Source organism: Flavobacterium sp. (assembly GCF_036759525.1).
Classification (GTDB): domain Bacteria; phylum Bacteroidota; class Bacteroidia; order Flavobacteriales; family Flavobacteriaceae; genus Flavobacterium.
In genome coordinates, this window is sequence record NZ_DAIOUN010000007.1 from 38,661 (window position 1) to 57,909 (window position 19,249).

The 19,249-nt window shown below is 33.4% G+C and carries 14 protein-coding genes; 6 read left to right on the top strand and 8 right to left on the bottom strand.

The features are described 5' to 3' along the window. Positions 1-42: 42 nt before the first annotated feature. A complete protein-coding gene (locus V7M80_RS06990; protein ID WP_333695021.1) occupies positions 43-915 on the bottom strand; it encodes a tetratricopeptide repeat protein in 873 nt (290 codons plus the stop codon). Between the two features lie 72 nt (positions 916-987). Between V7M80_RS06990 and V7M80_RS06995 the strand changes: the two genes are divergently transcribed. From V7M80_RS06995 to V7M80_RS07010, 4 genes are read left to right on the top strand one after another with little or no spacing between them, the layout of a single operon-like run. Further along, entirely contained in the window at positions 988-1,527 is a 540-nt protein-coding gene (locus tag V7M80_RS06995) for an NADPH-dependent FMN reductase (RefSeq protein ID WP_333695023.1), read from the top strand. An 11-nt stretch (positions 1,528-1,538) separates the two neighbouring features. Beyond that, the gene (locus V7M80_RS07000; protein ID WP_333695025.1) at positions 1,539-2,831 is read left to right on the top strand and encodes an anthranilate synthase component I family protein; all 1,293 of its coding nucleotides are present in this window, start codon (positions 1,539-1,541) and stop codon (positions 2,829-2,831) included. A 37-nt stretch (positions 2,832-2,868) separates the two neighbouring features. After that, positions 2,869-4,173 (top strand): tRNA lysidine(34) synthetase TilS, encoded by a 1,305-nt coding sequence (gene tilS, locus V7M80_RS07005; RefSeq protein WP_333695027.1) that lies wholly within the window; start codon positions 2,869-2,871, stop codon positions 4,171-4,173. After that, positions 4,173-6,167 carry a protein-disulfide reductase DsbD family protein gene (locus tag V7M80_RS07010; protein ID WP_333695029.1) on the top strand — a complete coding sequence of 665 codons (1,995 nt, stop codon included), beginning with the start codon at positions 4,173-4,175 and terminating at the stop codon, positions 6,165-6,167. Before tilS ends, V7M80_RS07010 begins: the two co-directional genes overlap by 1 nt. Before the next feature lie 54 nt (positions 6,168-6,221). Here the strand turns inward: V7M80_RS07010 and V7M80_RS07015 are convergent, their stop codons facing one another. Both V7M80_RS07015 and V7M80_RS07020 read right to left on the bottom strand, forming a co-directional pair. Continuing rightward, positions 6,222-7,427, bottom strand: a complete 1,206-nt coding sequence (locus V7M80_RS07015; protein WP_333695030.1) for a GAF domain-containing sensor histidine kinase — start codon at positions 7,425-7,427, stop codon at positions 6,222-6,224. 72 nt (positions 7,428-7,499) lie between these two features. After that, the gene (locus V7M80_RS07020; RefSeq protein WP_333695032.1) at positions 7,500-8,219 is read right to left on the bottom strand and encodes a DUF2490 domain-containing protein; all 720 of its coding nucleotides are present in this window, start codon (positions 8,217-8,219) and stop codon (positions 7,500-7,502) included. Between the two features lie 78 nt (positions 8,220-8,297). Between V7M80_RS07020 and V7M80_RS07025 the strand changes: the two genes are divergently transcribed. After that, positions 8,298-9,833: a YifB family Mg chelatase-like AAA ATPase gene (locus tag V7M80_RS07025; RefSeq protein ID WP_333695033.1), complete on the top strand. Its 1,536-nt coding sequence runs from the start codon at positions 8,298-8,300 to the stop codon at positions 9,831-9,833. A 117-nt stretch (positions 9,834-9,950) separates the two neighbouring features. After that, positions 9,951-10,394, top strand: coding sequence for an IS200/IS605 family transposase (gene tnpA, locus V7M80_RS07030; protein ID WP_333695035.1), 444 nt, complete (start codon positions 9,951-9,953; stop codon positions 10,392-10,394). A 123-nt stretch (positions 10,395-10,517) separates the two neighbouring features. Here tnpA and V7M80_RS07035 read toward each other — a convergent pair whose 3' ends face one another. From V7M80_RS07035 to V7M80_RS07055, 5 genes are all read right to left on the bottom strand, one after another. After that, on the bottom strand, positions 10,518-11,873 hold the full coding sequence (locus V7M80_RS07035) for a hydroxymethylglutaryl-CoA synthase family protein (protein ID WP_333695037.1): 1,356 nt from the start codon (positions 11,871-11,873) through the stop codon (positions 10,518-10,520). Positions 11,874-12,027: 154 nt separating this feature from the next. Continuing rightward, positions 12,028-12,876 (bottom strand): KPN_02809 family neutral zinc metallopeptidase, encoded by an 849-nt coding sequence (ypfJ, locus tag V7M80_RS07040; protein WP_333695038.1) that lies wholly within the window; start codon positions 12,874-12,876, stop codon positions 12,028-12,030. A 51-nt stretch (positions 12,877-12,927) separates the two neighbouring features. Further along, the gene (locus tag V7M80_RS07045; RefSeq protein ID WP_333695039.1) at positions 12,928-16,896 is read right to left on the bottom strand and encodes a PAS domain S-box protein; all 3,969 of its coding nucleotides are present in this window, start codon (positions 16,894-16,896) and stop codon (positions 12,928-12,930) included. 199 nt (positions 16,897-17,095) lie between these two features. Further along, the gene (locus V7M80_RS07050) at positions 17,096-17,881 is read right to left on the bottom strand and encodes a hypothetical protein (protein ID WP_333695040.1); all 786 of its coding nucleotides are present in this window, start codon (positions 17,879-17,881) and stop codon (positions 17,096-17,098) included. Between the two features lie 12 nt (positions 17,882-17,893). Continuing rightward, positions 17,894-19,222, bottom strand: a complete 1,329-nt coding sequence (locus tag V7M80_RS07055) for an aldehyde dehydrogenase (RefSeq protein ID WP_333695042.1) — start codon at positions 19,220-19,222, stop codon at positions 17,894-17,896. Positions 19,223-19,249: the final 27 nt, after the last annotated feature.

Consider the following 19,249-nt stretch of genomic DNA (forward strand, 5'->3'; position numbering starts at 1 on the left):
AAGAGATAGCTTTTCGGGGTTTTTATTTTTAAAGATTTTATATTATCTAGAACTATCCCATTCTTTTTCAAACATATCAATGTATTGTGCATATTGAGAATTTGGTTTGGCATATTGTCTTGTTATTTTGGCCCATTCATCAAATTTTTTTCTGTCTTTTAATTTAAAATAACCTTGAGCCATATTTAACGCCATTTCACTTTTTTCAAAATCATTGTCTGACATTTTTATTCCTTTTTGATACGTTTTTTCTGCTAATGAAATTTTGTTTTGCTTTACATACGCAAATCCTAACTCTCTAAAGAAATAATAGTTTTTCGGATTATTAGAAATAGCTTTATCTAAAACCGGAATAGCTTTTTCGTATTGTCCTAAATGATTATACGCATAAGCTAATTCAAATTCCAAACCATCAAAATGGGGATTTATTTTATAGGCTTTTTCTAAAAAAGTTAAAGCTTTTTCACATGCTCCAACATGATTGTAATGATAGCCATAATCCTTTAATGTTTGTATACTTTCAGGGTTTGATGGTTGGTAAATAGTTAACCATTCGGGTTTAATTTGGAGTTCAAAATTTTCGACTATTTTATCAGGAATAATAAAAACTGATGCAGTTTTATATGGTTCTAATCTTACCTTGGTAAATCCTTCGTTACTTTTGTTATAAAGTTTAAATTTACCATTGTTGTCAATTTGAACACTCCCTTCATAATTAAATGTAAATCCTGCTTGAAGATCTAGATATATAAAACCAAAAGGATGAATACTATCTGTAGCTTTTTTTGGAAAAATTACCCATTTATCTTTAGCATCATAATATTTTACATTAAAAGCAGATTTATCATTTGAAGATTGAGAAAAACAAATTTGAATTGTAGAAAATAGAAAGAGAAGTAAAATATTTTTTTTCATGCTTTTCATGTTTATTTATCAAATATACTAATTTTCTTTCGCTAATTTTGTGATGAATTAAATTTGAAATAAATGTCAACCATCCTTGCCTTTGCCGGAAGTAATTCTTCCACCTCAATAAACCATCAATTGGTTACTTATTTGACTACGCAACTTAAAAATACTTCGTTTGAATTATTCAAATTATCCGATATGGATTTGGTAATTTATAGTGAGGATGAACAACGCGAAAACGGATTTCCATCCTCAATCAATCAAATATATAAACACATTCAGGCTTCAAAAGGTATCATTATTTCTGTAAACGAACACAATAGTAACCCTTCTGCCTTTTTTAAAAATGTGTTGGATTGGTTATCCCGATTAGACAGAAAGTTTTTAGAAGGTAAAAAAATATTTTTATTAAGTACTTCAAATGGAGCTCGTGGCGGAATGAGTTCACTAGAAGTGGTTAAAAATATGCTTCCTCGATTTGGTGCTGAAATTATAGATACGTATGCTTTAGCGTCATTTAATGAAAATTTTTCAATTGAGGATAAAAAAATATCCAACCCTACGATTAATAAAGAAGTAATTGAAAAATTACATCAATTTGAGGCCGGATTGCAGTAATTCCTTACCTAATGTTGAGAGCTTCAAAAGTTTTTACTATCGAAAATCCGCAAGAATTCAAAATGAAGTTGTTGCATTGGAGTGAGCAATTTCGTGAAGTTGTTTTCTTGGATTCGAATCAGTACCATCAAAAGTATTCCAATTATGAGGTAGTTTTGGCTGTGGATGCTTTTACATCCATCAAAACCGATTATTACAATGCTTTTGAAGACTTACATCAATACCAAAGTAAAACGCAAGATTGGCTATTCGGTTATTTGTCGTATGATTTAAAAAACGATACCGAAGCTTTGACCTCTAAAAATTTTGACGGGTTAGCATTCCCGGATTTGTTTTTCTTTCAACCGAAGAAATTGTTTTTTTTGAAAGAAAATCAAGTGGAACTCCAATATTTGAATTTGTGTGATGATGAATTAGAGGAAGATTTCTTAGCAATCTCTAATACGAATTCAATTTGCGATTTTGTGACTTTGCGAGAAATTAAAATCCAGCAACGCATTTCAAAAGAAGCTTATCTTCAAAAAGTGTCCAAAATGTTGGAATACATTCATCACGGCGACATTTACGAAGCCAATTTTTGCATGGAATTTTATGCTGAGAATGCAGCTATTAATCCTTTGGAAATTTATCAAAAGCTTAATGCTATTTCACAACCACCTTTTGCGGTTTATTTTAAAAATAATCATCAGTATTTATTATCGGCTTCGCCTGAAAGGTATTTAAAAAAGGAAGGTGCAAAAGTAATTTCCCAACCCATAAAAGGTACTGCCAGAAGAAATTCAGACCCCATTTTAGATGAGCAATCTAAAGCTGAATTAGAAAATAATCCAAAAGAGCGTGCCGAAAATATTATGATTGTTGATTTGGTTCGTAATGATTTATCTCGAACTGCTACAAAAGGCTCGGTTGAGGTGGAAGAATTATGTGGAATTTATACCTTTAAACAAGTCCATCAAATGATTTCTACAGTTGTATCTCAAGTAGATATCACTACTTCACCGGTTGAAATTATCAAAACGACTTTCCCGATGGGAAGCATGACCGGTGCTCCCAAAATTTCGGCGATGAAAATCATTGAAGAATTGGAAGAAACCAAACGCGGACTTTATAGTGGTGCAGTTGGCTATTTTACGCCCCATGGCGATTTTGATTTTAATGTTGTCATTCGTAGCATTTTATATAATGTTAAAAATCAATATGTATCTTTTTCCGTGGGTAGTGCTATTACATCCGAAGCCACTCCCGAAGGCGAGTATGAAGAATGTATGTTAAAAGCGAAGGCCCTGTTTGAGGTGTTGAAATAGGTTAATTTCATTCCCATAAAATTCCTTACTTTTGAGCATGTTTTCAAAATTCCAAAATCACCTTTCAGCTCATTTTCCTTTTCTGCAAAAGGCAAAATTACTCATTGCAGTTAGTGGCGGATTGGATAGTATGGTTTTATTGGATTTAATTTCAAAAACAAATATAGATTTTGCGGTGGCTCATTGCAATTTTCAACTTAGGGGAGTTGAAAGTGATGAAGATGAAAATTTTGTACAATCTTATTGTAAAGAAAATTCCATTCAGGGATTTTTTCAAAAGTTTGATACCCAGCAATTTGCTAAAGATGAAAAAGTATCCATTCAAGTCGCTGCTCGGAAGTTACGTTACGAATGGTTTTATGAATTATTAGCAACTGAGAATTTCGATTTTGTGGCAACTGCTCATCATTTAGATGATCAATTGGAAACTTTTTTAATTCATTTTTCTCGTGGAACCGGTTTGGATGGATTATGCGGAATTCCATCTCAAAATGATAAAATTATTCGACCGCTTTTAATTTTTTCCAGAGCAGAATTTGAAACATTTGCCAACGAAAATTATCTACAATGGCGGGAAGATTCCAGTAATGCTTCAGATAAATATGTGCGAAATAAAATTCGTCATCATGTGGTTCCCCTTTTAAAAGAATTAAATCCGAGTTTTTTAGATTCGTTTCAAAATACCATTCAAAATCTCAAACAAGCTCAAAGTTTAGTGGATGATGCTTCGCGAATTGTGTATCGAAAAGTAGTGCAAGATCTTGCTAATCAAAAACTAATTAATTTGAACGAGCTACTTCAATTACCTAATTATCAGGCGTATTTGTATCAATGGTTGATGCCTTTTGGATTTTCGGCGTGGCAAGATATTTATGATTTAGTGTATGCTCAATCCGGGAAACAAATTTTTTCTGAACATTTCAGATTGCTGAAAGATAGAGAGCAACTCATTGTAGAACCCAAAACAATTCAAATTTCAGGAGATTTTTATATTGATCAAAATCAATATGAACTTAATTTTCCCTTAAAATTGAAGTTCTGTAACGTAAGTAGCGTTTTAATTTCAGATGCAAAAACTATCTTTGTGGATGCAGATACGTTAAAGTTTCCTTTAAAACTTCGCAAATGGCAAGAGGGTGACTATTTTTACCCTTTTGGAATGAACAGTAAAAAGAAACTAAGTAAATTTTTTAAAGATGAAAAATTTTCACTTGTAGATAAAGAAAATACTTGGCTTTTATGTTCTGATAATCAAATTGTTTGGCTCGTTGGGAAACGAATGGACAATCGTTTTAAAGTAACCGAAAACACAAAAACTATTTTAAAAATAGCAGTATTATAATGAGAAATTTAATTTTTACACTCTTTACATTTTTTGCTTTTACTTTTTCACAAGCTCAAATTTTAGATCCTGTAAAATGGAAAACCTCCATTGAACAAAAATCGGATACCGAATTTGTATTGAAATTTGATGCTACCATTCAAAAAGATTGGCATATTTTTTCTCAGTTTACACCGGAAGGTGGATCATTGCCCAGTGTTTTTATTTATGAAAATGCAAAAGGGAATTACCAATTGATTGGAAAAACCACAGAAAGTAAATACAAAGTAAAATTTGAGGAAGCATTTGGGGTTGATGAATATATTTTTGAAGGATCTGCCCAGTTTTCGCAAAAAATTAAAGTGATCAATCCCAACTTAAAGTCAATTAAAGTTGAAATTGAATACCAAGCGTGTTTGGAGCAATGTATACAGCAATTTAAAGTTTTTGAATTTCAATTACCCGCGAGAGAAAGTGCTAGTAATACATTACAAAAAGAAGATACTCTAACTGTTGTTAAAGAGGATATTCAAGTAAAATTAGAGAATAAATTAAGTAAATCCCAAAGTGATCAGGTAGAGAAAAAAGAAGAACAAAAAGGACTTTGGACAATTTTTATAATTGCCTTTTTCTCTGGTTTTGCAGCATTGTTAACACCTTGTGTGTTTCCAATGATACCCATGACCGTGAGTTTCTTTACCAAACAAAGTAAAGACAGAGCCAAAGGAATTAAAAATGCTATTATTTATGGTATTTCAATCATTGTAATTTATGTGGCTTTAGGTTCTGCCATTACAGCAATTTTTGGTGCTGATTCTTTGAACGAATTATCTACAAGTGTTGCCTTTAATGTCATTTTCTTTGGTTTGTTGATTTTTTTCGCAGCATCATTTTTAGGTGCGTTTGAAATTGTTTTACCCAATTCATGGGCCAATAAAGTAGACCGACAAGCCGACAGAGGAGGCATCATTGGTATCTTTTTTATGGCATTAGCGTTAGCCATCGTGTCATTTTCATGTACCGGACCCATTGTGGGAACCTTAATTGTGGAAGCTGCTTCCAAAGGCGGAATTGCTCCAATTGTGGGAATGTTAGGTTTTTCTTCGGCCATTGCTTTACCATTTATGTTATTTGCTCTATTCCCGGGTTGGATGAATTCGTTACCCAAATCGGGCGGATGGTTAAATACCGTAAAAGTTTCACTGGGATTTTTAGAATTGGCTTTTGCGTTTAAATTTTTATCCAATGCCGATTTGGTTTTGCAATTGCATTGGTTTGAACGAGAAACCTTTTTAGCCATTTGGATTGCCGTTTTTGGGGCTTGGGCATTGTATTTATTCGGAAAAATAACATTACCTCATGATAGTCCGTTAACACATATTTCTGTGGGAAGATTATTTATGGGACTGTTTGTGTTGAGTTTTACTATTTATATGATTCCCGGACTTTGGGGAGCCCCTTTAAAAATTATATCAGGTTTTCCACCACCATTACACTACAGCGAAAGTCCAAATGGAATAGGAGGCAGTAATTCAGCAGATTTGCAGGTTTTGCCAAAAGGAGCTCACTCAGGTCCACATGGTATTATGGCATTTCACGATTACAAATACGGTTTGGCTTATGCTAAAGAAATTAATAAGCCTATTTTACTCGACTTTACGGGTTATGCTTGTGTGAATTGTCGTAAAATGGAAGATTATGTATGGTCTGACAAAAAGATACTTTCAATTTTAAAAAATGAAGTTGTACTGATTTCTTTGTATGTAGATGATAAAAAAGAATTAGCTGAAAATGAAAAATACGTTTCAAAAGAAACCGGTAAAAAAGTCAGAACCATTGGAAACAAATGGAGTGATTTTCAAATTACGAAATACAAAGCCAATGCTCAGCCATATTATTTAATTTTGGATACAGAGGGGAATACCCTTTCTGATGAACCGGCCAGCTATGATCCGGATATTTCAAGATATGAAAAGTGGTTGCGAAGCGGAATAGACAAATTTGGTAAAAAATAAAACAAGCCACTCTTTTTGGAGTGGCTTGTTTGTTAATACTTAAACCCAGTTGCTTTATTTTTTTAAAAATATTTTAAAAGTTGAACCGTATCCCATTTCAGATTCAAGTTCTATTCTTCCATTCAATTTGGTTACTAACTTCTGAACGGTTGAAAGTCCGATTCCTGTACCCAAATTATCAAAACGGTCTTTTTTTCCTAAAGTGGTGAAAAATGTGAAAATTTTTTCAAAGTCGGCTTTGGCTATACCTATTCCATTATCTTTGATGGATAATTCCATTTCCGAAGTTAAATTTTGAACTTCAATTTCCACTTCAATTTTCTTTTTATCGTTGTATTTGATACTGTTACTAATCAAGTTGGAAACAATTTGTTCCAAAGCTATTTTATTCGAATAAAAAGGTTCGTTACTTTTTACATTAAATTTAATGTCATATTCATTTTTTGAATCCAACAATGCAATTGATTTCTTAAACAGTTGTTCCCAATTTATTTCTTGTCTTTCTTGTGTATTTATGGTATCGCTTTTATAATAAATTAGAATGGCATCTACAAAGTTTTTTAATTCCAATGAAGATTTTGAAATGTAATCTAAGTATTCATTTCCTTCAGAATCTATTACTTTTCCATATTCTTCTTGAAAGAGATGGGTTAAAGAAATAATGTTATTTAGCGGCGATTTGATATCGTGTGAAACTACTTGAGCAAATTGTTCTAACTCGTGATACTTGGCCAAAAGATTCGAATTGTTTTCTTCCAATTGTGAATTTTTCTTTCTGAGTTTTAAGAGTTGAATTACTTGATTGGCCAGTTTTTTTAAAGCATTAAATTGAAAATCGGAAAGTTTTTTGGGTTGTAAATCATATACACACAAACTTCCTAAAGTATAACCATCAGGATCTATCAAAAGGACTCCTGCATAAAAGGCCAATTTGGGATTACCCGAGACATAAGGGTTTTTGGATAAATAAGGGTGTTCAATCATGTTTTCTACATGAATGGAGTCAATGTTCTCATTCATCATAAAATTACAAAATGATTCTTCTCGGGGAATTTCCGATTTGTCAATTCCGATTCTGGATTTGAACCATTGTCTATCTTTATCCATTATTGCAATAGATGAGATAGGAACTTCACATATTTGTGACGCCAATTCTGCAATATCATCAAAATCTTTTTCCGGTTTTGTGTCCAAAACCGCATAACTATTTAAGGCGTTAAGCCTTAGCTTTTCGTCGGTAGTATTAACATTTTGGGGCATTGTTTTGCGTATTTAAGGTTTATTGGTTTTACCAAATACGAAAATTTTGAAGCTATGGTTTTATTTTTAAAATTATTTATTTCTCCAATCGAAATTTTGAAAGATAAGAAGTTGCAAATTGTGATTCATTTTAAATGTATTGGATACATTTGATTCTATCATTTGATTCATGTAGGCAATTTGAAAAGTACTTTTCTTGTAATGTAAACCGGTTCCCAATGAAATTCTGTTTTGGTCTAATCTAAAATGATTTTTCACATCATTACCGGCATTGCACAATATTTCATTAGAGAACATTAAAAACCATTTCTTATTCAATTTTGAATTGGGGTAAAAACGGGTTTGAAATAAATATCTTAATCTATGATTAAAATTGAATTCATTTTGTAGATGGTCATCAATAATCAGGCCACGAAGTCGGGCTTCATATCTAAATCTGTGAAAGTACGAAAAGCGTGTGTTTTTATGAGTCAATGTAATTTGACCCCAAGGCCTGTGCTCAGGTCTAAAAGTGTTTTGATTTTCAGGAGGATAACTCATAGCAAATGCATATCCTGCGGTAATAGTGGTTTTCAAACTATCGGACAGATGAAAAGTAAAACCGGTTCTACCTAAAACAAAACTTCCGGGTACCCAATGAAAATCATTCCATATACTGTGCGTATTACTTACCTTAGATTGTGTAATGTAACCCAACCAAATTTGTTGTTCTTGATTTGTAATGACTTGTGTAAATCCCCAAAAAGGAGTGAATAAAATGAGTAAAGTAGAAATTAATTGCTTTTTTTTCATAATGCATGAAATTAGTGTCAAATTTACTTCTTTTAAAAAAATCTATTTGTGATATTTGTCACATTAAATGTATACGCCATGTTAGTTAAAGTATTTGGAAGTGCCGTTTTCGGTGTGGAAGCCACCACAATTACAGTTGAAGTAAATATTGACAAAGGAGTGGGCTACCACTTGGTCGGATTGCCTGACAATGCCATCAAAGAGAGCAGTTACCGCATTGCTGCCGCTCTCAAAAATAACAACTATTCTTTACCGGTAAAAAAAATCACCATAAACATGGCTCCGGCTGATATGCGGAAAGAAGGTTCGGCTTACGACCTTACGATTGCCATTGGTATTTTGGTTGCTACAGGGCAAATTCAAGCGGAAGAATTAGATCGGTACATCATTATGGGTGAACTTTCATTGGATGGGGGTTTGCAACCCATAAAAGGAGCATTATCCATTGCTATTAAAGCCAAAGAAGAAGGTTATAAAGGTTTTATTCTCCCAATTCAAAACGTAAAAGAAGCCGCCATAGTGGAGGGTCTTGATGTTTATGGCGTAGAAAATGTACTTCAAGTAATTGATTTTTTTGAAGGGAAAGGCGATTTACAACCTACGATTATTGATACACAAACGGAGTTTTCTAAAACCTTAGATTTTCCTGAATTTGATTTTTCGGATGTGAAAGGGCAGGAGGGAATCAAACGTTGCATGGAAATTGCAGCTGCCGGAGGTCATAATATTATTTTAATTGGCCCACCCGGATCAGGAAAAACGATGTTGGCCAAACGAATGCCAAGTATTTTACCTCCCATGACCATGAAAGAAGCTTTAGAAACTACCAAAATTCATTCCGTTGCCGGAAAAATTAAAGATGCCGGTTTGATGAGTCAACGGCCGTTTAGAAGTCCACATCATACGGCTTCTTCGGTTTCCTTAGTAGGAGGTGGAAGCTATCCACAACCTGGGGAAATCTCGTTGGCCCATAACGGTGTTTTGTTCTTAGATGAATTACCGGAGTTCAAGCGTGAAGTGTTGGAAGTCATGCGGCAACCTTTGGAGGACAGAGAAGTAACCATTTCCAGAGCAAAATTTACGATTACATACCCTTCTTCTTTTATGTTGGTAGCGAGTATGAATCCGAGCCCGGGTGGCTATTTTAACGACCCTGATGCTCCGGTCAGTACTTCTCCTGCAGAAATGCAACGGTATTTGAGTAAAATATCGGGTCCGCTTTTAGATAGAATTGATATTCATATTGAAGTAAATCCGGTTCCATTTGAAAAATTAACCGAAACCCGTAAGGCAGAAAGTAGTGCTGAAATCAGAAAACGGGTAACACAAGCCAGACAAATTCAATCCCAACGATTTGAAGCCTTTGAAAATTTACACTACAATGCCCAAATGGGAAGCAAATACATTCGACAGTTTTGTGAGTTGGATGATACTTCTTTACAATTATTAAAAACCGCTATGGAGCGTTTGAATTTATCTGCTCGAGCGTATGACCGAATTTTGAAAGTAGCCCGAACCATTGCCGATTTGGAAGCTTCAGAAAATATAAAGCCAAATCATATTGCAGAGGCAATTCAATATCGGAGTTTGGATAGAGAGGGTTGGTTGGGTTAAACAATGTCAAAAAACAATATCAAAATTTAATAATCAATATTCCCTGTGCTTTAGCACTAAATTGCCTCCGACTTCAGTCGGAGGAATAAAAAAAGTATAATCCAAAATCATTATTACATGCCCTATTTAAAAATATATATTCATTTTGTCTGGAGTACAAAAAACAGACATCCCTATTTAAACACATTTGAATCAAGACAACTAGTATGGAATCATATCAAAGAAAATGCAAAGCAAAAAGGAATTCATGTTGATTTTGTTAATGGATATGAAGATCATTGTCATTGTTTAATTTCATTAGGAATTAATCAAAGTGTTGAAAAAGTCATGCAATTGATAAAAGGTGAATCGTCGTATTGGATTAATAAAAACATCGATTTATTTCCGAATTTGAAAGGGGAAAAATTTGAATGGCAAAGTGAATATTTTGCATTGTCAGTATCTGAATCTATATTAAAGCGAGTTCGAAATTATATCAAAAACCAAGAGAATCATCATCGTAAAAAATCTTTTGGTGAAGAGTATGATAAGATTAAGGGGATTTTTACTTCATCCGACTGAAGTCGGACGGAATTTAGTGGGAGAATCATCCGACTGAAGTCGGACGGAATTTAGTGCTACGCACAGGGGAATAAATATCCGACTGAAGTCTGACGGAATTTAATAATGTCGTTCTGAGTGGAGTTAAAACACAAACTCATAATACCTCGCACCCACCAAAACCGGATTATCTTTTTCGATAGAAGTTAGAGTAAACTCGCCTTTAGGTGAAAGAACTGATTCGGTGATTTCTTTTTTATGAAGCTTTTCATACGTTTCAAAATCGATCGATTGATTGTTTTCTAACGTTTCAAAAAGTTGAATTTTACTGATAACTGATTTCCAATTTTCGCAAACTGCGGCTTCAAAAACCTTTGATTTGGAACCGCTACCATAGGCTATAAAACCTACTTTTTGGTTTTCTAAATGGGTGTTTTGTTTTGCGTGGTAGCATAAGGCTGAAAGTAGCCCAAGAAAAATAGAACCGGTATATATATTTCCTACTTGACCTGAAGCAATTTCAGAGGGATAAATTTTTTCGTTGATGAGAGCTAAATACTCCGGACTTTTAGTCAAAGCTTTTAGTTTATCTTTTTGGGTATCGCCAATTTGATTTTCGAGTAAATCTGGATTTTCATTGGCAAAAATTTCGATAAAGGTACGTCTTCCTTGAAAACAATAAGGAAGGTGCATCAAAATAGAAGCCCAATTTTCATAGACTTTACCGGTTTGTTGGCTTTCTCTTTTAAAATGTTGGTAAGCTTCCGTAATTCGGTTGATGTAACATTGATTAGAGTATTGTCCGTCAAAGACAGGCTGTTCTTTGTAAATAGAAACTTCATTTTCTAACACACCAAACCATTCCGGATTATCTGCGGAATTGGTTATTTCAGATTTAGCAAAACTTCTTCTCGGCTTGAAAAAATCAAAAACTCCTTCCGTAGAAACACCAACTTCATTGGAAAAGCTTAAAATCCTGGGGTTTGAAGTAATCAGCATGGCAATGGCACCCGCACCTTGTGTATATTCGCCACTGGATTCTAAATCATATTTGGCATTATCGGATGCAATTACGATAGCTTTTTTGGTTGGATTTAAACGAATATAATCCATGCAATTTTGCAAAGCATCGACTCCGCCAATACAAGCAAAAGTGAGATCAACTACATCACAGTTTCGAAATGAAGCAGTTCCTAATTTACTTTCTAATAAAGATAAAATGTAGGAGGCGATTGGTTTTGAACTATCTACACCACTTTCTGAACCCACATAAATTCGAGCAATTTCAGCTGGATTAATATTTTCTTGTTCAATCAATTTTAAAGTCGCATTAGCGGCAAATGTAACCACATCTTGGTGTTTGTCAGGAAAACTCATTTTGTGTAAGCCTAAGCCTTTAACAAGTTTGTCCGGTTCAATATTTCTATGATTTGCTAAGGTAGAAATCGGTAAATAGATTTTAGGGATGTCAAAGGAAATGCTATCAATGCCAACGTTCATTTTTCTTACTTTTAGGTAGCAAATTTATGAAAGTGCTCTTCAATACGGATTGAACATTTCATAAAAAAATCCCTATTATAAAACGATTTGCGAATGTTTTAAAAAAGGGAACATTTATTTTCTAAAAAAGTAAAAAAAAGTGCAAAAATTGATATTAATTTAATGCAGCAAAAGTGTCGCCTTGCTTGATATCGCCGGTTTTAAAACCTTTACCAAACCACTTAACGCGTTGTTCTGAAGTCCCGTGTGTAAAGGAGTCGGGTACCACATGACCTTGCATTTTCTTTTGAATAGCATCATCGCCTACGGCATGAGCTGCACTTAAGGCTTCTTCAATATCACCTTCCTCTAAATATTTCTGGTTGTAATGGGTCCATAAACCGGCATAAAAATCGGCTTGTAGTTCTAAAGAAACGGATAATTTGTTCCCTTCAGCTTTGCTTAATTTTTGTTGCAATTGTCTCACTTTACCTGAAGTTCCTAACAACGTTTGCACGTGATGACCCACTTCATGAGCAATAACATAGGCTATGGCATAATCACCACCTTTGGCACCAAATCGGGTTTGTAATTCATCAAAGAAATCCAAATCCATGTAGATTTTTTGATCGGCTGGGCAATAAAAGGGACCGGAAGCCGATGTAGCTCCACCGCATGCAGATTGTACCGAGCTGCGAAATAATACCATACCCGGTTCTTTATAAGTCAAACCGTTTTCTTGAAAAATTCTGTGCCAAACATCTTCTGTATCTGCTAAAACAGTAGCTACAAATTCGCCCATTTTTTGATCTTCAGTGCTCAAGGGTTGAGCAGGCGTTTCTGAGGTTTGTTGTTGCAATTGTTCTAAAATGGGTGCAAGATTTTGGGCACTTTCACCCCCAAATAAATTAATTAAAAGCAAAATTATGCCTATAAGTCCACCTCCGGCAACCACTTTGCCGGTGCTACTCATTCCTCTACGGTCTTCAACATTTTTGCTTTGTCTTCTGCCTTCCCATTTCATGTGATTTCATTTTAATTGGATTATACTCAATAAATGTAAGAAAAAAAGAAGTTATTTAATCCATTTGGAAATAATTTCTTCTAAGCTACCTTTAATTATGGGTTTGGAAACATAATCATTCATTCCCATTTCTAGGCATTTTTCTTTTTCACCTATTACGGTTCCGGCGGTTAAAGCAATGATTGGAGTTGTTTTATAATTTGAAAGTTTTCTAATTTCTTGTGTAGCTTCATAGCCGTTCATCACCGGCATTTGAATATCCATAAAAAGAATATCAAAATTATCGGTTTCACATTTTTCGATGGCTTCTTTACCGTTATTTACTGTAGTTATTTTTGCCTTTGGTAAAATTTTAGACAAGAGTGTTTTGGCTAATAAAGAATTGATATTGTTGTCTTCAACAATCAAAACATTTACTTTTGACAAATTTTCATACACAAATTCCTCATCAACAACAACAGAAGAATTAAGTGGCACTCTATCTTTACTGGAAGACTGAACATCTATTTCAAAATAGAATGTACTTCCGCTATTGGGTTCGCTTTCCAATTCGAGTTTACTATTCATTAAACCCAATAGTTTATTGGATATGCTTAAGCCTAGTCCGGTGCCACCATATTGACGAGTAGTTGAATTGTCTTCTTGTGAAAAGGCTTCAAAGATTTTGTTTTGATTTTCACGTTTTATACCAATTCCGGTATCAATAACCGAAAATCTTAAACGGGTTTGGTGAGTTGCAATTTGGTTTACAACCTCAACGGTTAATTTGATTTTACCTTTTGATGTGAACTTGACTGCATTACCCAATAAATTGATTAAAATTTGTTTCAATCGAATAGGGTCTATCCAAATGGTTACCGGAACATCATGGTTTATATGTACGTCTACGTCTAATTTTTTCTGAATAGCATCGTATCTTATGGTGTCAATTACTTCTTTGGCAACATCAACAATTTTAGTTTCTTCAACCACCAATTCAAGATTTCCGGATTCGATTTTAGAAAAATCAAGAATATCATTAATTACACTCATTAATGATTTTGCAGATTGATGCACCGTTTTCATGTATTTCAATTGCGATTTTTCCAAGTTGGATCGCATCAATAAATCGGTAAAACCAATGATACCATTTAACGGGGTTCGGATTTCATGACTCATATTGGCCAAAAATTCAGATTTGGCTTTGTTTGCGGCAACTGCCATTTCTTTTTCTTTTACCGCAGCTTCTTGAATTTTTCTTTCGGTAATGTCTATGAAAATTCCTTCAATGAATTCAATTTTATTATCTTTAAGAATTACATCGCCAAATTCTTCAACCCAAACCACTCTATCCGATTTGTGTATAATTCGGTAAATAAAATGAATTTTTTGTCCGTTTTCTAGGGCGTATTTTTGGTCTTTTACAACCCTTTCTCTATCATCCGGATGAACTAAATCTAAGAAGTAAATTTCTTTATTTAAAAACATTTCTTTAGAATAGCCCGTTAGTTTTTCTATCTCATTGTTGAGGTATATTTTGGTAAACTTTTCATCATAACGCGACAGATAAATGGTGCCGGGAATGTTATCGGCTAAGAGTCTAAAACGTTCTTCACTATTATGAATGATTTGTTCGTTGAGGTTTCGTTCTATAGATGACGAAATATTATTGACTAAGGATTGCAAAATATTAATTTCATCATCTGTCCATGTTCTTTCAATTGTGCAATCGTCAAAACCGATACAGCCCACCAATTTGTCTTTAACTAAAACGGGAATAAAAAGTACAGATAATATATTTTGCGATTTCATGAGTTCTTTATAATCGCTTTCAAATATATCTTTCACTTTTTTATGGTAAATCTTTTTTGATTTTAAAGGAATTACTATATCTAAGAATGTTTCATACGGCACATCTTGCAAATCGTCATTATCAATTTGAGATTCAATGTTGGGTGCAGACCATTCGTATTTTTGTGAAACGAGACGTTTTTCTTCATTGGCTTCAAAATAATACACCCGATCTGCCTTGGTTACAATTCCAAGCGATTCTAGAATTTCATTCATAATTTGAAAAACATCCTTGTGAAAAAGAATTTTTTCTGCAATTTGAGTCACGGTAGTTAAAATTTCACTTTTATATTGCAAATTGGATTCAATTTCTTTTCGTTTTAAGGTTTCGATACCCAGTGAAATAATTTCAGAGACAGAGCGAGTGAAATTTATATCTTCATTGTCCCAATATCTTATTTGTTCTGTAGCTTCAAAACAAATGATGCCATACAATTTGCCGTTAATAAATACCGGATAATCTAGTAAAGATTTTATGTTGTTGATGTTAAAGTAGCCCGACATGAACTCTGAAGTTTCTCTTTTTTGAGTTACATCTGAAGCAATAATAATTTGTTCTCTCTCAATAGATTCAAAATAGATGGGCATATCTTTTTTGTAAATCTCACTATGATTTGAGTGCTCATTTGTTTTCAAATTGTATAAGTTTATACAACTTATTTTTTCGGGGGCATAATTCCAATAACTTATGCGTTGAATTCCGGTAGCTTTGGCAACTTGTTCAAAAATGAGCTTCAAAATAGGCTCGATTTCGTTGTAGGGAGAAAAATTGGTAGTTGATAGTTTTGAAAGTGCGTTGTTGTATTTTTTTATTTTATCTTGTCTTTGATTTTTTTCAACTTCAAGTTTTCGAATCAATGTTATATCCCTGGAAATTCCGGAATAACCAATGATTTCTCCTTGTTCATCTTTTTTGAAAGTAACTTTTTGAGATATCCATATTTCTTCCCCATTACTTTTCAATATAGGAAATTCTAAAACCGAAAATTCATCAAGTTTATACACATCTTCGGTATAAAAAGCTACTACTTGTTCACGGTAATCTTCACGAATAAGTTCTCCAAAATATTTTTGTTTCAATTCTTTTAAATCGTACTTCAAAAGTTGACATGCAAACGAATTGATGTAAGTAAATTTTCCGCTGTAATCGGTTTCAAAAATGATATCAGAGGCGTTTTCAATTAGATTTTGATAGCGGTGTTCAATCTGAATTTGTTCGGTTACATCATTTCCAATACCCACAAATAAATCATCTCCAAATTGTTTATCTACCCATTGTATGTATTTGAAGCTTCCGTCTTTACATTTTAATTTACGGGTGTACATTCGATCTCTTACAAAGTCGTCATGGTATGCTTCGCCAATAAATTCCGGATCTTCGGTATGAATCCAAAATCCCATTCCTTTTACTTCATCTTGTGTATAACCCAGAATGTATTTGATATTTTCACTACAGTAGGTGACTTCTCCATTTTTGCGAGTTGCCAATACCAATGAACTTCCTTTATTGATAATTTCGTTGGCAAACAAAAACTTATCTCTTGTATTTAGAATTGCAATGTGTCTAATGAAATTTAGAATCGTAATTAAAAGTAAACTAATAATAGCAATTACCCCAACTTTAAATTCGACTGCTTTTGTAATAAGCATGAGTAATAAAACAACAAATAGGGAAATTATAAATGCCCAATATTCTTTACTTTTTTTGAAAACGTTGTACGAAAAGAACATTAATGTTAATAACCCTGCAAAGGTTATGAGTTCAAAGGGTTCGTATAAAATCAGATTTCTCAATATAGTTGCCAGATAAGCCAAATAGCAAAACATGAAAATACGATGCAAATAATTGGCAACTAAGGTGTTTTTTTTACTTAGAATATAAATCCCCATAAAAAGGAGTCCGTAAAAAAAATTGTGAACCAACAAGGGCTGGTTTCGGATATTAAATATGTACAATACCAATTCTATGGAAGGTATCAATATGGCTAAAAAGAAAAAATACTTTTGATACTCTTCTTTTGAGAAATCCGTTTCAGAGAAATCTTTGACAAATGATTTGTTATAATGGGTTTGTCTCTGAAAAATAGAATAGGTAAGAGTTACTAAAAATGAAACAAATACAATAACAAACAACCAGTCTCTTAAAAAGTTGTCTGTGTTTAAATCGGGAATAATTTTAAGGTTTAACAACCAATGTGTATTTGGTGTGTGAGTGAAGTTTAAATAGAATACCATCAGTAATTTAGGGCAATAAACAAGGGGCATTTTCTAAGTTTGTTAATTGGGTTAAGAGAGCGTATAAATGTAAAAATAAAAATGAATTTATTACTATTATTTTCTCTTTTTTCAGAATGAAAAAAAACTCCAACTTTAGTTGGAGTTTATATATTTATTCTGTTTCTGATGAACCTATATCGTCAATTTCACTTTTCACGACTGTGGGTAAAATCGAATTGTAAGTAGTAAATAATACCGAATACCAAAATGGCATGGTAAATAAAACGCCTATACACAAAGCAATCAATCCAACCATAGAACCCAAACCGGCTACTATGGCTAGTCCTATAATTGGAAATGCCTGTTTTAATACCAATTGACTACTTACACTAATTGCTTCAAATGCATTCAGGTGGGTAAACATAATCAAAGGAATTGTAAAAAAGGTAAAAAATGATATTACATAGGTTATTAGGTTTCCTACAATTAAAATTCCATATAATTCAATTCCGGTTGATATACCAATAGATACCAATGAAATTAAGGAGGTGGCAATAAAAAGGTCTTTAAACTTAGAAGATTTATAATAGTCAAAAATTGTACTCACAGAAAATTCTTCATTAACATAGGCGGAATGTGCCATTTTTAGTAATCCGGCTCCAATGGGGCTAAATAGACCGCTCACAAATGCTACACCAACGATGTAAATGAGTATACCCACTGTTGAAAACTGAGTAATGTTAAAATCGGCCATGTCTTCAGTAAAAGAAACAGCACCCATAAATAAAGCTGCAACCCCTATGGCAATTGCAATTACAAAAACCATAATCAGTAAAAAAGCTAAACCTGCTGTTACAGCAATTTTTTTGTAGTTTTCAAAACTATCTTCAATGATTTTTCCAAAATCCAGATGGTAACCTCTTTGGGTAACTTCGTCAATTCTCTTTTGTTGTTCCATGTGTTTATTATTTTAAAGCCAAGATAAAACTTTTTTTACAATATTCAACTTCTTTTTATATGGGGCATATCTGATGGGATTATCTCCCCAATTGGGTTTTTTTAAAATTGGTTTTTTGTGTGAAAAGGTATCAAATCCAAATTTACCATGATAAGCCCCGATACCGCTTTGACCAACTCCTCCAAAGGGTAGTTTTTTATTGGCAAAATGAATCATGCAATCGTTTATGCAACCGCCACCAAATGAAAAACTTGTGACTATTTTTTCGGCAAATTTTTTATTTTTTGTAAAAACATACAAGGCCAAAGGTTTTTCATAGCGAATTAAAATTTTAGATAATTCTTTTTCATCATGGTATGAAATAATGGGTAAAATTGGGCCAAAAATTTCATCTTGCATGATAGGACTATTCAAGTTTGGTTCATCCAAAAGAGTTGGACTTATATACTTTTCATTTTCATTGCAAATACCTCCGGTAAGAACTATTGAAGAGTCGATTAAATCGTGTAATCTCTTCCAGTTTTTTGAATTGATAATTCTGGGATAATCTTGAGATTCTTGAGGATTTTCTCCATATGCCTTTTGTATTTCTTTTTTGACAAGCTCAATAAAGTCATATTTCTCTTTGGCTTGAATTACAATGAAGTCTGGAGCGATGCAAGTTTGACCCGCATTTAAAAACTTACCCCATACAATTCGTTTGGCTGCCATTTCCAAATCAGCTCCTTCATCAATAATACAGGGATTTTTACCTCCCAATTCTAGAGTTACAGGTGTTAGATTTTTGGCTGCAGCTTGTGCAATAATTTTTCCTACAGGTACACTTCCGGTAAAGAAAATATAATCCCATTTTTGTTCCAAAAGCGATTGGGTGAATTCCGGACCACCATGCACTACGACCGCTTGTTTGACATCGAAAACTTCTTCTACAATTTGGGTAATAATTTGAGCCGTTTGAAAAGCAAGTTCAGAAGGTTTCAAAACAACCGTATTGCCAGCTGCAATAGCAGCTATCAAGGGACTAAATGCCAATTGAAATGGATAGTTCCAAGGAGCTATAATTAAAACTCTTCCGTAGGGTTCTGAGTAAATAAAGTCAGAAGAAGGAAATGTCATAATTGAAGGCCAAACCCGTTTGGGTTTTGCCCATTTATCTACATTGGAAATCGTATGCTTTAAATCAGATAAGACATAATTGAACTCAGTCAAATAGGTTTCAAAAGCAGATTTTTTAAAATCTTTATACAAGGCAAGCTCAACTTCTTTTTCGTATTTTTTGATTGTAATCAAAAGTTTTTTTAGTAGAAGTTTTCTTTGATTTACGGGAATAGTTGAATTCATTTTACCAAATTGAATGAATTCAAATGT